This window comes from Acinetobacter sp. YH12128, from assembly GCF_013418655.1.
GTDB classification, from domain to species: Bacteria; Pseudomonadota; Gammaproteobacteria; order Pseudomonadales; family Moraxellaceae; genus Acinetobacter; species Acinetobacter amyesii.
Map to the genome: position 1 here is coordinate 42,169 of NZ_VPBO01000005.1, position 13,568 is coordinate 55,736.

10 protein-coding genes and 8 tRNA genes are annotated in these 13,568 nt (G+C 41.6%); 4 read left to right on the plus strand and 14 right to left on the minus strand.

Translation table 11 applies throughout. The features are described 5' to 3' along the window. The first annotated feature begins 102 nt into the window (after positions 1–102). On the plus strand, positions 103–873 hold the full coding sequence (locus FTU64_RS04335) for a YdcF family protein (RefSeq protein WP_180059289.1): 771 nt from the start codon (positions 103–105) through the stop codon (positions 871–873). A 55-nt stretch (positions 874–928) separates the two neighbouring features. On the opposite strand, the gene FTU64_RS04340 is transcribed toward FTU64_RS04335, so the two are convergent. From FTU64_RS04340 to FTU64_RS04390, 11 genes are all read right to left on the minus strand, one after another. Continuing rightward, the gene (locus FTU64_RS04340) at positions 929–1,390 is read right to left on the minus strand and encodes a DUF2750 domain-containing protein (protein WP_078191441.1); all 462 of its coding nucleotides are present in this window, start codon (positions 1,388–1,390) and stop codon (positions 929–931) included. A 97-nt stretch (positions 1,391–1,487) separates the two neighbouring features. Next, positions 1,488–1,563 (minus strand) — tRNA-Val (locus FTU64_RS04345). 98 nt (positions 1,564–1,661) lie between these two features. After that, positions 1,662–1,738, minus strand: a tRNA-Asp gene (locus FTU64_RS04350). A 43-nt stretch (positions 1,739–1,781) separates the two neighbouring features. Beyond that, positions 1,782–1,857, minus strand: a tRNA-Val gene (locus FTU64_RS04355). A 31-nt stretch (positions 1,858–1,888) separates the two neighbouring features. Further along, positions 1,889–1,965, minus strand: a tRNA-Asp gene (locus FTU64_RS04360). A 13-nt stretch (positions 1,966–1,978) separates the two neighbouring features. Further along, positions 1,979–2,054 (minus strand) — tRNA-Val (locus tag FTU64_RS04365). Positions 2,055–2,075: 21 nt separating this feature from the next. Then, a tRNA-Asp gene (locus FTU64_RS04370) sits at positions 2,076–2,152 on the minus strand. A gap of 47 nt (positions 2,153–2,199) precedes the next feature. Next, a tRNA-Asp gene (locus FTU64_RS04375) sits at positions 2,200–2,276 on the minus strand. Positions 2,277–2,305: 29 nt separating this feature from the next. After that, positions 2,306–2,381: transfer RNA gene (locus tag FTU64_RS04380), tRNA-Val, on the minus strand. 462 nt (positions 2,382–2,843) lie between these two features. Then, positions 2,844–3,338, minus strand: coding sequence for a cell wall-recycling L,D-carboxypeptidase ElsL (elsL, locus tag FTU64_RS04385; protein WP_180059290.1), 495 nt, complete (start codon positions 3,336–3,338; stop codon positions 2,844–2,846). Further along, the gene (locus tag FTU64_RS04390; RefSeq protein WP_180039707.1) at positions 3,331–3,765 is read right to left on the minus strand and encodes a YbaN family protein; all 435 of its coding nucleotides are present in this window, start codon (positions 3,763–3,765) and stop codon (positions 3,331–3,333) included. The genes elsL and FTU64_RS04390 overlap by 8 nt, the downstream gene beginning before the upstream one ends. An 88-nt stretch (positions 3,766–3,853) precedes the next feature. Here FTU64_RS04390 and FTU64_RS04395 point away from each other — a divergent pair, with 88 nt between their 5' ends. The 3 genes from FTU64_RS04395 (at position 3,854) to dapE (ending at position 6,276) form a co-directional block, all read left to right on the plus strand. After that, positions 3,854–4,717 carry a DUF1853 family protein gene (locus tag FTU64_RS04395; protein WP_180059291.1) on the plus strand — a complete coding sequence of 288 codons (864 nt, stop codon included), beginning with the start codon at positions 3,854–3,856 and terminating at the stop codon, positions 4,715–4,717. Positions 4,718–4,871: 154 nt separating this feature from the next. Next, positions 4,872–5,021 (plus strand): entericidin A/B family lipoprotein, encoded by a 150-nt coding sequence (locus FTU64_RS04400; protein WP_078191053.1) that lies wholly within the window; start codon positions 4,872–4,874, stop codon positions 5,019–5,021. Positions 5,022–5,142: 121 nt separating this feature from the next. After that, positions 5,143–6,276: a succinyl-diaminopimelate desuccinylase gene (dapE, locus tag FTU64_RS04405; protein WP_180059292.1), complete on the plus strand. Its 1,134-nt coding sequence runs from the start codon at positions 5,143–5,145 to the stop codon at positions 6,274–6,276. 68 nt (positions 6,277–6,344) lie between these two features. Here the strand turns inward: dapE and FTU64_RS04410 are convergent, their stop codons facing one another. The 3 genes from FTU64_RS04410 to FTU64_RS04420 all read right to left on the minus strand — a co-directional run bounded on the left by FTU64_RS04410 (position 6,345) and on the right by FTU64_RS04420 (position 13,568). Continuing rightward, on the minus strand, positions 6,345–6,812 hold the full coding sequence (locus tag FTU64_RS04410) for a hypothetical protein (RefSeq protein WP_168379297.1): 468 nt from the start codon (positions 6,810–6,812) through the stop codon (positions 6,345–6,347). 3 nt (positions 6,813–6,815) lie between these two features. Further along, positions 6,816–11,330, minus strand: coding sequence for an Hpt domain-containing protein (locus FTU64_RS04415; protein ID WP_180059293.1), 4,515 nt, complete (start codon positions 11,328–11,330; stop codon positions 6,816–6,818). Positions 11,331–11,492: 162 nt separating this feature from the next. Continuing rightward, entirely contained in the window at positions 11,493–13,568 is a 2,076-nt protein-coding gene (locus FTU64_RS04420; protein ID WP_078192256.1) for a methyl-accepting chemotaxis protein, read from the minus strand.

Below are 13,568 nucleotides of genomic sequence, written 5' to 3' on the forward strand. Positions count from 1 at the left end.
AGATGTTTACTCATAAATAGTCCCAACTCAAAACCAGACCTCGTGTCTGGTTTTTTTCACGCTATACTTAGGCCAAATACGAATACTGCTTTAATTTTTTGCATGAAAAGAATACTACTGCTTTGTGTAGGCTTGCTGCTCTGCGTAGATGCCATTTGGTTACTTACATTAGATAAAATTCATTTAGGCATCCTTTTACCCTTAGTCATTGGGTATATTTTTATTTTATCCGGACTATTTTCAACCCAAATCCACAATATTTTAGATCAATACCCTAAACTCAAAAGGCTCTGGCGTGCTACATGGTGGTTGTTTTGGCTTTGGCTATTGAGCCTTTTACTGTTTTTTGCGTATTTACACTTCAATAGCCAGCAATCCAAGCCATTTACTTCCGTCCAAGCCATCATCGTTTTGGGTAGTGGTATTGAAAATGGTCAACCCTCTCCGACCTTAAAGGCGCGTCTTGATGCCGCAGCACCGTATGCCTTGCAACAACCCAATACTATTGTGATCATGACCGGTGGTTTAGGCTTTAATGAAAAAATGACCGAATCTTCTGTCATGAAACGCTATTTACTTCAACACTATGATATTTCAGCCGCACGCATATATGAAGAAAGCAGAAGTACCAGTACAGAATTCAATCTGATCAATAGTAAAATGATTTTAAAACGACATCAGATTTCGCTTGATGCCCCCATTGCGATTGCCAGTAGTGATTTTCATCTCCCACGTGCAAAAGCAATTGCACAAAAGCTAGGCTATACACAGGTGTATACCATTGCAGCGCCAACACCGCTGTACATCCGCTACAATTCTTGGCTACGAGAATATTTTGCCTTTTTGAGCGGATTTGTACTCAATGAGTATTAAAAAAAGCCCTTGTTCGATTAGTGAACAAGGGCTTTTTTATGCTGTAAATAAACCATTAATTTAAACGAATGCTACGTGGCAAAGGAATTTTAAGGTTTTCAAAGATTTCTGGTCGCTGCTGGTAGACTTGATATAAATAATTTTTAATATCTAACAGCATCTTTTCAGGTGCAACCAAAATATTTTGCCCTTCCGGGGTCAAATCTAAAGACACCGTAGTGCTCTCGCTACGTAAAAACGGAATGACTTTTTCGATAAAGTCTTTTAATGAAATTTCCTGAATTTCATAATTGGACCAATTGTCTTTAATTAATAAACGTGCCAAACCACGGTTTTGCCAAATGGCGAAGGAACGCTGACCTGTAGGTGTCGCACAAAGTGCCCAACCATCTTGATATAACGCAATCACGCCACCTTGAGCGACCATATTTTCAATAAATTGTTTATAGGTTTCTTGAGGATTGTAATTTGTAGTTTGAGTTTTAGACGCTGCCTTGCGCTGATATGGATTTCTCATAGATCACATACAATATTAAAATTATTATAGAGCGGATTCTATGTAAATCAGAAAATTTAGGCAAGCTTTTGGATAAAGAAGTTTCTATAGAAGAATATGGTGGGCGCTGACGGGATCGAACCGCCGACATTCTGCTTGTAAGGCAGACGCTCTACCAACTGAGCTAAGCGCCCTGAGCGAAGAGTAACAAAGCGAAGCTTTGTCTGAGCGCAAGAGAAAAATCGAAGATTTTTCTAAAGGCATTCTCTTGAACAGAGATTTTTAAGATAAATGGCGCAGCGGACGGGACTCGAACCCGCGACCCCCGGCGTGACAGGCCGGTATTCTAACCAACTGAACTACCGCTGCATCACGTAGTTTCTTTCGAAACACAACCAATATCATAAAGATATGGTGGGCGCTGACGGGATCGAACCGCCGACATTCTGCTTGTAAGGCAGACGCTCTACCAACTGAGCTAAGCGCCCTTAAAGGGTACAACAATTATATTCTTTGAAATGGCGCAGCAGACGGGACTCGAACCCGCGACCCCCGGCGTGACAGGCCGGTATTCTAACCAACTGAACTACCGCTGCATCGCAAAAAATATGGTGGGCGCTGACGGGATCGAACCGCCGACATTCTGCTTGTAAGGCAGACGCTCTACCAACTGAGCTAAGCGCCCTCAAAAGATCTATCATGTAAATGGCGCAGCGGACGGGACTCGAACCCGCGACCCCCGGCGTGACAGGCCGGTATTCTAACCAACTGAACTACCGCTGCACTTACACAATGTCGCTATTGTGGTTCAAACGAATTAAGATTTAAAGTGGCGCAGCGGACGGGACTCGAACCCGCGACCCCCGGCGTGACAGGCCGGTATTCTAACCAACTGAACTACCGCTGCACTCTAAATATCTTAACGCTGAAAAGGTTTGGTGGGCGCTGACGGGATCGAACCGCCGACATTCTGCTTGTAAGGCAGACGCTCTACCAACTGAGCTAAGCGCCCTTTTCAAAACATGTTCATCGTTTGATGAGGTGCATTATAGAGAATCCTCACGGTCTGTCAAACGCTTTTCTAACTCTTTTCCACTTTTTCTGTTTGAGTGATTAAAAAATAAGTTATATTGCGGAAAAATCAGTATTTTTGAACATTTTTTAGCTATAAACCTGTAAATTTATTACTAAAAATATGACTTATATTCTGCATCATTCACATAAAAACAGTTTTTCGCGTGGACTCATAGCTAATCGTTCAGCGAACCGACGATTAATTCACCACACACACTGCATTCTAAAACACCCTAGTGTACAAAATACATTCAAACACGACTTTCTGTTGGTTTGCGAGCATTAGTCCTGACAAAAGTCCTGACAAAAAAAACGCCTTTCAAACTCACTTTAATTTTTCAAATCTTTGTTTTGATGCCATGAACTTCGGTTTTCATGGCTTGTGCTTTTAACGACGTGTTCAATGTTCAGTGATGTAAACCAGCGCATTTAATGGAATCAATTGATAAAGTTCTACAACATCGCTGTTTCGCATGCGAATACAACCATGTGACATAGGTATACCCATTGGTTCAGTATCTGGTGTGCCATGAATATAAATATAACGCTGATAAGTATCACAGCCCTCACCCACATTAAAGCCGGGTTCCAAACCACTGAGCCACAATATTCGAGATAAAATCCAATCCCGCTCAGGATGTAATGCGGCAAGTTGCTCGTCGTAAACCTCACCTGTCCACTGACGTGCTTTAAAAACTGCATTTTGAGGTTGTTGTCCACCAAACTTTTCAGCGACTTGATGCCAGCCTCGTGGGGTCTTACCACTATTTTCCTGCTCACCAATGCCATTTTTACCCGATGAAATCAGGTAAAACTTATTCAGCTTCGGCAAAGTTAAAGTTTGATCTTTCAAGTTAATCAGGATATCGGCTTGATCTTTGGTATATTCAGACATGCTCTTGCTCTTTCTGCTTATCTTTATCTTCTTGTTTAGTCTGCGGCGATTGTTCAATAGTCCGCATCTGATTTGGCTCAGGTCGTGTCCATAACCAAATACCAACGATCAACATGGTTAAGTCCGTGAAAATCTTGACGGCAATCGGTGCAGAAGTAAAAAGCATAATCAGACCACTCACAAACATCATGATCGATGCAAACCATTTTGCTTTGCGGGGGACGGTGCCATTTTCGCGCCAAGCACGCAAGGTTGGCCCATATTTAGGATGATTCAACAACCACGCATCCATTTGAGGCCAACCTTTTGAAGCCGCCCATGCCGCTAATATTAAGAAGACTGTCGTGGGCATTCCCGGCAATAAAGCCCCTATAAAGCCTAAAATGACAAAGACAACCACTAAGCTTCGCCAAAACAACGTCTTCATACCGCTACCCTGAACTTTCAATTCAGGTAGTATAAGATGTTTTTAACAAATATCCGTTGTTATTCTGCATTATTCAAAAGGTTTCAATATGGCTGTAGCCCCGACAATGTCGTCTTATTTTGAGCCATGGTTGCAATTTAAACAGCCCTTAGTTCGCCAATTGGCTTTCTGTATTGCTAGCCCAAATATTCTGCAGCAAATTCCCAATGAACTCGAAATCCGCTATCCCTTTCATTTTCATCCAAACGAGCTTTGGCATAAATATTTTGAAGCCTACCTTCCCCGTTTAAAACAACTCGAACAACACCCAAGTGAATTAGTAGAATTTTTACAAAAATTAAAAAGTACTCGCCTTGGTTTACGTTTCGAAATGTTTATATGGTTTTGGCTTCTCGATCACCCATACCATCCCTACCAGTTACTCGGACATAGCATTCAAAAAATTGATGGCCCTCGTACAGTAGGTGAACTCGATTTTGTTTTAAAAAATACCGAAAGTGATGAAGTTGAACATTGGGAAGTGGCTTTAAAATACTATCTAGCAGAGCGTGATTTTCAATTACCCTATTGGTATGGCTTAAATCGTAGTGATACTTTGGCTCGAAAGCTCAATCATTTCACCCAAAAACAATTCCAATTTGATGAAGCACTTGGGCAGCAAATTCAACAGCGCTATTGTGTTTTAAAAGGTCAATTATATTTACCTATTCAGCGTACCAACACATTGCCAAACTGGGTCAATCCTGCGCGCAGAATAGGTCAATGGGGACATGTCATTCCATCTACGAGTCAAGGCTATTATCGCCTACAACGACATGAATGGATTTGCGTGCAGCAGCAACCGACAAGTAAAACCGCACATTGGTGGACAGATGGTTTATATAAAAAAGACAGTGAGGAAAGCTATTATATGTATAGACAGCCACGCTTGGTTTTGCCGCAAACAATTTAAGACTCAATGCACCATTTAGTAGAAATTTACATTTATTTACTCAACCACCGTAAAAACCACCTACTGTTTGATACGGCTATTTTTTAATCTAAATCTCACAACAGAATAATTTAGTCTTCTAAAAATTATTCTTTCATAATGGAGATTACATTCAATGAAAAAAATTTTAGCTGCATCACTTATGGTTGCTTTCGTACTGACAGGTTGTAATACAGTAAAAGGTGTTGGTAAAGACGTATCTAAAGCTGGAGATGCTGTAACCAATACTGCTGAGAAAACTTCGGAAGAAATTCGCCGCAATTAATTTCTTTCCCAAGAATTTATAAAAGAGCCCTATTTTTTTAATAGGGTTTTTTACGTCTAAATTTCCCTTCGCTTGTCGATTCGCCTATTATATTGCGACATTTTTGACTTCTGTATTTAGCATGACCTCAACAGCAACTCTTGATCTCAGCCTAGAATTACTGCGCCAACCTTCGGTAACACCGATTGACCATACCTGCCAGAACATTATGGCGGATCGTTTAGCCAAAATTGGCTTTAACATTGAAAATATGCGTTTTGATGATGTAGATAATCTTTGGGCACGTAAAGGGACTGAAGCACCAGTATTTTGCTTTGCAGGTCATACGGATGTAGTACCTACGGGTAACTTGGATGCATGGGGTTCTGACCCATTTCTTCCTGAAATTCGCGACGGTAAACTGTATGGTCGTGGCAGCGCAGATATGAAAACCGCGTTGGCAGCTATGGTTGTTGCTTCAGAACGTTTTGTTTCGAAGCATCCAAATCATAAAGGTTCGATTGCATTTCTTATTACCTCTGACGAAGAGGGTCCTTCGATCAACGGGACTGTCAAAGTTGTTGAAACTTTAGAAGCGCGTAATGAAAAAATGACTTGGTGTTTGGTGGGTGAACCATCTAGCACCAACACACTTGGCGATATTGTTAAAAATGGTCGTCGTGGTTCGCTAAATGCCAATTTAACGGTTAAGGGTAAACAAGGGCACGTTGCTTACCCACATCTAGCGGTCAATCCAATCCATACAGCATCAAAGGCACTGGCTGAACTTTGCGATACCGTGTGGGATAATGGCAACGAATACTTCCCTGCAACGTCGTTCCAAATTTCCAATATCAATGCCGGTACAGGCGCAACCAACGTTGTTCCGGGCACGATGAATTTACTCTTTAACTTCCGCTATTCAACAGAAGTGACGGCGGACGAACTCAAAGCACGCACCTTGGAAATTCTAGATCGTCATGGTGTTGAATATGACATCTCTTGGACGTTATCTGGTCTTCCATTCCTAACCCCAGTCGGTGAGTTAGTGAATGCCGCACGTGATGCCATTCGAGATGTTACTGGGACAGAAACTGAACTTTCGACCAGTGGTGGTACTTCTGATGGTCGATTCATTGCGCCTACAGGTGCACAGGTGCTTGAACTGGGTGTTTTAAATGCCACGATTCACCAAATCAATGAACACGTCAATGTGGCAGAGTTGGAACCACTTTCTGAAATTTACGAAAAGATTTTAGAAAACCTGTTGGCTTAAATATTCCCCACATAGTCAAAAAAAGGAACTCAATGGAGTTCCTTTTTTATATCTCGTTTTTACAAATACTAAGCCGCTTGAAGCCCAATGCTGTTTTGAATATTGGCTAAATTTGGAATATGAAATACCTGATCGGCCATGCGTACATATTGGAAAATATTGGCGTCTTTCACGGTTTTTTCTTCATCAACCACTTCAGAAATACGCAGACGAATGGTTTTCGGCATTTCATTACACATCAGTGCAAAACGCTGTCCAACATCATCGCCTTCAATCACCAAAGCCACGCCCTGATTTTTTGCAGGATCATTGACCGAGAAAACAGGCAATTTCAATTCATGCCATTCAACAAAAGGAACCTTGGTTGCACTATCGAGCGCTGAAAGCACAATATTTTGTGGCAACAACATTGGCTCTTTACCATGACAATCGATGATATACGCATCGATAAAACCGGTAGAAACCGTAATGAGATGTTGCAGTTCCTGCTGATCAATTTTATCGCTGACAACCTGAGAAACAGTGTTTTGGCTCATAAATTACCCCTGCTTTTCTGCAATTAAAGCTTCAATATTGGCAAGCAATTCAGCTTCTTGGAATGGTTTACCCATATAGTGAGTCACACCTAAGCTAAATGCACGCTCACGATGTTTTTCACCTGTACGCGATGTAATCATAATGATTGGCAAGTCACGGTGAATGTCGTGGTGACGAACTAAGTTTGTCACTTCGAAACCATCCATACGTGGCATTTCAATATCAAGTAGCATCAAGTCTGGACGGACATTTTCAAGCTGTTCAATTGCATCCACACCATCTTTCGCTGTCACGATGTCATAACCTTGACGTTCAAGTAAGCGTGAAGTCACCTTACGTACTGTCACCGAGTCATCGACAATCATCACTAAACGACGCGCATTGGCTTGGCGGCCCAAATCACGCTGTTCAGCTGAATGTTTAACACGCTGCGAAGTTTGAATCTGACGTGCAATATTTTGTCCATCCAAAATCAAACATACATGACCATCACCCAGAATCGTAGCACCTGCAATCGCGCCCACACTGGTAAATTGTTGACCAATTGGTTTCACCACGATTTGAGAACGTGATCCCACCAGCTGATCGACCAATAAAGCAATGGTTTGACCACTGTTGCCTTTTATTAGCAATACAGGCAATGAATGGCCGACATTATTTAAACGTGGAATTGGCTGATTACCCACAAACTCTGATAGATAACGTAGTTTGTAATTGGTGTTGTCAATTTTAAACACGTCATCCTTACTATTGAAGTAAGTTTCAAGTGCCGTAGGTGCAATACGGACAATACGTTCAATTTGCGCTAATGAAATCGCATATTGCTGATCGCCAGCTTTCACCATCAAGGCATCGCTGACCGCTACCGTCGTTGGTACACGAATGGTAAAGGTTGTCCCTTTACCTAACTCAGACTCTACGGAAACATGACCACCCAAGGCTTTAATTTCACTTTGCACCACATCCAGACCAACGCCACGACCCGAAATTTGCGTTACCGCTTGTGCCGTTGAGAAACCTGGATGGAAGATCAATTGCAAGATTTCTTGTTTATCGAGGAACTGATCCGCTTTGATTAAACCAAGTTTTAAGGCTTTGTCTTTAATTTTGGTTTCATCAATCCCTTTACCATCATCACTGAAAGACACCAGTACATCAGTACCCTGACGACTAATGTTCAAGACGATGCTACCTACTTCTGGCTTTTTTAAAGCCAAACGGTCAGCAGTATCTTCTAAACCATGGTCGACCGCATTACGCAGCATATGTTCAAATGGTGTCACCAAACGCTCTAAGATCGTACGGTCCAATTCACCTTCTGTATTTTGAACAATCAATTCTGCAGGACGGTTCAAGGTCGAAGAGGTTTGACGCACAATACGTTGTAAACGTGGTAACAAACGATCAAATGGCACCAAACGGGTACGCATCAGACTTTCTTGAATTTCTGACTGAATACGTGATTGTTGTAATAACAAACCTTCTGCATCACGGATTTTTTCTGCCAAAGTACTCTTGAAGTCAACCAAATCCGACGCAGATTCGGCTAGAGATTTTGACAATTGGTTAATCGATGAATATTGGTCCATCTCCAATGGGTCGAAATCCGCATAGCGTGAATTTTCAGAACCATGTTTGGCAATAATTTGTGACTCAAGCTCACCATCCATTCGACGTAACTGGTCAGCAAGTCGCTTAATTGCTAACTCCATTTCATTCAAGGTATTGCCTAGCTGACCTAAGTCCATCTCAATACGTGAACGGTTAATCGAGTTTTCGCCTGATAAGTCAATCATCTTCTCGACGAGATCAGCCGAGATACGAATCATCTCATTGCTGTTATCAGAAGAATTGGCTTCAGACCATTCACCCAACATAGATGGCGGTTCAACACCATCACCTTGAATAAATTCAAAGCCTTTGCTAACAATACCTTGTTCTAATTCTGCAACACGGTTTGGCAATTGAACCGTAACATCCACATACTGAATGGATTCTAGGCTCAATTTGATGCTATCAAAATTACTATAGTCGTGGTTGAAGATCGCTTCTTTTAACCATGCCAACGTCGTTTTGAGTAAGCCGTCATATGCATTTGAGTTGAAATGATGAACCGCGAAATGCTCAAACGTCGTCTCAAGTTGATACGCAATTGCGGCAACAGGTTCATTTTCAACCATACGCGCACCACCCTTAATACTGTGGGCAGCACGTTGTAATTGAAGCAATACGTTACGGTCACTACGTTGTTCAGTCCATTGATTTAATAATTGAACGGCTTGTTCAAGAATTTCCTCAGACTCTTCAAGGAAGGTTTCTTCCATGACAGAACGTAGATCGTCATCTGGATGCTCAACATGTTCAGCAACCGCATGTTCAAGATGTTCAACAGCAGACTCAGTGTGAGCAGTCGTTTGAGCTTCAACCACTGCTTCTGCAGTGTCTTCAGCAACATCCATCGGCTCTGACACCGATACATCTGGTTCTACTGCTGTTTGTTCAGTTTCAGCAGAAATAGGGGCCGAAGCCAATGCAACAGCTTCTGAACGCTCTCCTGCCACAATTGACTGAATATTCTTGAGAATATCGATCACATTATTCGCTGGGTAGTCGATCCCTTGGTCACGAATGGTTTGAATACGATCTGAAATATCATCCTGCACTAAACGAATAATTTGAATTAACGCAGGCGTAATCGAAATTTGCTGACGAATAATGCGCTCATAAATCGATTCTAATTCATGCGAAATTAAACCCACATGAGATGCGGCAATCATATTTGCACCACCTTTTAGGGTATGCAAATAACGCATTAAATTATTCAAAGCTGAAGTATTGGTCTGATCACGTGTCCAAGTACTGAGGTCTTGATCAATCCCCACCAATAATTCTTCTGCCTCTTCAATAAAGATCCCTAAAAGATCTTCATCAAAGTCATTATTCGCATCAGCCGCTTGCATCTGTTGATGATCAAGTTGAATACGCTGACTTAATTGTGCAAAGTCTACTGCTGTTGTATTTGCAACAGCGGCTTTATCTTCTACTGTGGCAACAGGTTCAGCAACTACATGAGCTTCTGGTGTAGTCGTCGCTGCAACTGCTTCAATGTCTTGTTGAACAAATGCAGTCAGCTCATTTAAGAAATGCTGAACCTCTTCACTTAACACTACACGCTGACCCGCAGCTAAAGTGTCAAATAAGTGAATGAACTCTTGATGTGCTTGCGCAAATAACTCATAGCCATAATCAGCATGGAGCAATTCAGGCTTTTCAACTAAAGACTGATACGCTGCACACAGTTGAGTTGTGAAATCATGAATACCAACAGACGCACGATTATCCGTATGTTTAATCAACTCTAAAGCTTGCTGACTAAGCTGTTGAATATAGTCTGGGAATTCAGCAAGTGCACGTTTATCAAACTCAAATTCAGCATCTAATAACTGATCAATATTTAATTCGATTAGTTTAGAAACCAAACCTTGTGGATTATCTTCAGGCGCCAATTGATCTTGGCTAGCAAAACCATAATCATCCCAAGCAGCTTTGAAGGTTTCATAAATAGATGCAAGATTTGCCTTATCCCCTGAACGCAGCACGTGTAAATAATCACGAACAAATTCAGCATATTGAATCAATAAAGCAGCTTCTTTCGAGCTCGATACGATTTCGTCTTGCAATAAGGTTTTGAATAAATTTTCAACTTTTGAACTGGCTTCAAAAATCTCTTCGATTTGTGCCATCGACGAACTACCACGTAAGGTGTGTAGCGCGCGAATCAAGCCATTATAGTCTTGTGATTTACTATCATCAGATTGGAGGAACTGATCAATCGTTTGTAGATGTTCTTCAGCTTCTTCAATAAAAATGCTCACAGTCTCTTCGACCAGTGATGCATCTGCATCCACTTGCTCAAGAGTTGTTTCTGATTCGGCCACTGCATCGATCGTGCTTTCAACTACTTCCACATGTTCTGTAGTTTCAACTTCAGTCAGCTCTAAACCAGTGACAGCATCTTCAGATTTTAATTGATCTGCCAGTTTTAATAATTCTTCGAGTGCAGGCTCAAGGCTAATATTTTGTTGTAATTGTTGCCCCATTAAAACCAATGGACGTAAGTCAACATCCAATTCGGCAACATTTTTAAACCGTGGATAGAGCTTATATTGATAAACATTTAAAACTGTTTGTGCAAACTTTTGAACGGTTGGCGTTAACTGTACTGAACCTGCAATAACACGATTCAGCGTATCTTCCACTGCCCATGCAGTTTCACCCGCCGATTTTGCCCCGACCATACGACCTGAACCTTTCAGGGTATGGAAATGACGACGAATCGTCGTTAAAGTGTCTTTATCTTGTGGATTTTCCAACCAAGTTGTAAATAAACCCGCCAGCTCTTCAAAGATCTCTTCTATTTCTTCAACAAAAATCTCTAAAATTTCTGCATCTTGATCAAGATAACTATCTTCAGGAAGCGTAGTTGTTTCAACTAAATTTTTTAATATTTCTTTCATAGCTAAGGCTTCTTATGTTTTGCCACCAAGAAGGTTGCTCAAACTTAATTGTAACCATCACCTAAGACTTAACTGTGACGTTAAGTTCACCTTATCGATGTGTTATCTGTAATCGGTGCAGTACCCTAACCGTAGCTAAGGTACTGCAGGTTTGCGCCTGACTTACTCTGGGAGTTTAAAGTCAGATACAGATTCACGTAATGATTCAGCCATGTTCGCCAATTCAGATACCGAACGTGCAGTATCAAATGTTGCACTGGTGGTTTGCGAGGTAATTTCTTGTACAACGTTCATCGTTGTCGCAATATGACCTGCTGAAGCAGACTGAAGTTTTGCAGCATCCGAAATGTTTGCAATCAGTTTCGCCAAGTTACCCGATACAGACTGAATTTCATCCAGTGCTACGCCGGCATCCTTAGACAAGTTCGCACCACGTACAACTTCCGAAGTCGTTTGTTCCATTGAAATTACGGCTTCGTTAGTATCCGTTTGAATGGTTTTTACCAAGCCTTCAATCTGTTTGGTTGCAGACGCTGAACGTTCCGCAAGACGCTGTACCTCATCCGCTACCACGGCGAAACCACGACCTGCTTCACCCGCCATCGACGCCTGAATTGCTGCGTTTAATGCCAAGATGTTCGTTTGGTCGGCAATATCGTTAATCAGTGCGACAATGTTACCAATCTCTTGAGAAGACTCACCCAAACGTTTAATACGTTTTGAAGTTTCTTGAATCTGCTCACGAATCGTGTCCATACCTTCAATTGAACGGTTTACAACATCTGCACCGTTTGCAGCAATTTGTACTGAACGTTCTGCTACGACAGCTGATTCTTCAGCGTTCGAAGATACTTGGTCAATCGACATTGCCATTTCGTTAATCGCGGCAGATGCACCAGCAATCTCTTGCGCCTGATGCTCAGATGCTTCTGCAAGCTGGTTGGTAATACCCTGCGTATTCGCCGTATATTGTGCAACTTCTTGAGAAGTTTCTGTAATACGCGATACAAGGTCACGTAATTGGTCGATTGCGAAGTTAATCGAGTCGGCAATCGCACCCGTAAAGTCTTCAGATACCGTCGCATACGAACGTAAGTCACCGTCTGCAAGATCGGCAATTTCATCGAGTAAACGTAAAATCGCGTTCTGGTTACGGTCATATTCTTCTTGAAGACGGGTTACACGGAATTTATCCGATTGACCACGTAAAGAAAGAAGTTTGAACACACAGATCAAGAAGGCTGTTAAAGCAAGAATCAACAGTACCGCAGGTAAAATGGTTTTCAAGCCTGTGCTAGAAGACAATTGATTTAAGTTGTCCAACAATTTGTCTGACTCAGCAAAAATTTGTGAAGATGCTTTACGTACGTTCACAATTTGCGTTGAGTTTTTCAAAATTGTCGCAGCCGCTGATTTTAATACATCGTCATATTCAGCTTTAATGCCTTCAAGTGACTCACGTAATTCAGGGCTTTCAATACGTTGTACACCAAGCTCTGTACTACCATCCAATTGAGCATTTAAGTACAAACCGAAGGTTTCAGTATCGGCACTGAAGTCATCTGCAGACTCACGTGAGCTATCAGAACCTGAAAGCACCGAACTGATCGAACGTAAAATACGTTCTGCAATGAATACCTGGTTTTTCGCAATCACCACCTGGTTCGAAGGCATGTCTTGACGTGCCATTTGGTCGACCATCAAGTTATATTCCGCCTGAATCCCCGGAATGGTTTCACCAATCGCGATGTTCGTGTCATATAACTTATTAATGATTTTTTGTTGCGAAGTAATCAAGTCAATACTTTTTGAAACCTCAGCCCACTGCGTATCTACAGATTTCAGCGCATCTGTATTTGCATGAATGTCTTTTACAGTTTCTAAGTTTTCTTTGAACGAATCTTGAGAGGCAATTAATTTTTTCATTGCATCTTCAGTACCTGAAGCAGTTGCCTCAGTTGCTTGACGCGAAATTGTTTGCGAAAGAAGACGGAGTTCACCCAAACTTTGCGTTAATTGGTTACCGCGAGGAACGCTATAGAATAGGTATAATAAAATAATCGTTGCCAGTACTAATGAACCAATCGCACCATAAATAAATGGTTTGGATTTTTCACTATCACCAAAAACTCGAGATAATTGATCTGTCTGTGATTGCAGTTTTGCCAGAAAAGCATTACCGCCTTTACGACCACTGGTGCTTTCACCCGTATTTTTCTTTTTAAGTTTAAAGCCCAT

What these genes read in the sequence shown, in the direction of transcription:
- dapE (WP_180059292.1), top strand. Translation starts at nt 5,143, where the DNA reads ATGACCTCAACAGCAACTCTTGATCTCAGCCTAGAATTACTGCGCCAA.
- FTU64_RS04335 (WP_180059289.1), top strand. Translation starts at nt 103, where the DNA reads ATGAAAAGAATACTACTGCTTTGTGTAGGCTTGCTGCTCTGCGTAGAT.
- elsL (WP_180059290.1), bottom strand. Translation starts at nt 3,338, where the DNA reads ATGTCTGAATATACCAAAGATCAAGCCGATATCCTGATTAACTTGAAA.
- FTU64_RS04415 (WP_180059293.1), bottom strand. Translation starts at nt 11,330, where the DNA reads ATGAAAGAAATATTAAAAAATTTAGTTGAAACAACTACGCTTCCTGAA.
- FTU64_RS04400 (WP_078191053.1), top strand. Translation starts at nt 4,872, where the DNA reads ATGAAAAAAATTTTAGCTGCATCACTTATGGTTGCTTTCGTACTGACA.
- FTU64_RS04410 (WP_168379297.1), bottom strand. Translation starts at nt 6,812, where the DNA reads ATGAGCCAAAACACTGTTTCTCAGGTTGTCAGCGATAAAATTGATCAG.
- FTU64_RS04390 (WP_180039707.1), bottom strand. Translation starts at nt 3,765, where the DNA reads ATGAAGACGTTGTTTTGGCGAAGCTTAGTGGTTGTCTTTGTCATTTTA.
- FTU64_RS04395 (WP_180059291.1), top strand. Translation starts at nt 3,854, where the DNA reads ATGGCTGTAGCCCCGACAATGTCGTCTTATTTTGAGCCATGGTTGCAA.
- FTU64_RS04420 (WP_078192256.1), bottom strand. Translation starts at nt 13,568, where the DNA reads ATGGGCTTTAAACTTAAAAAGAAAAATACGGGTGAAAGCACCAGTGGT.
- FTU64_RS04340 (WP_078191441.1), bottom strand. Translation starts at nt 1,390, where the DNA reads ATGAGAAATCCATATCAGCGCAAGGCAGCGTCTAAAACTCAAACTACA.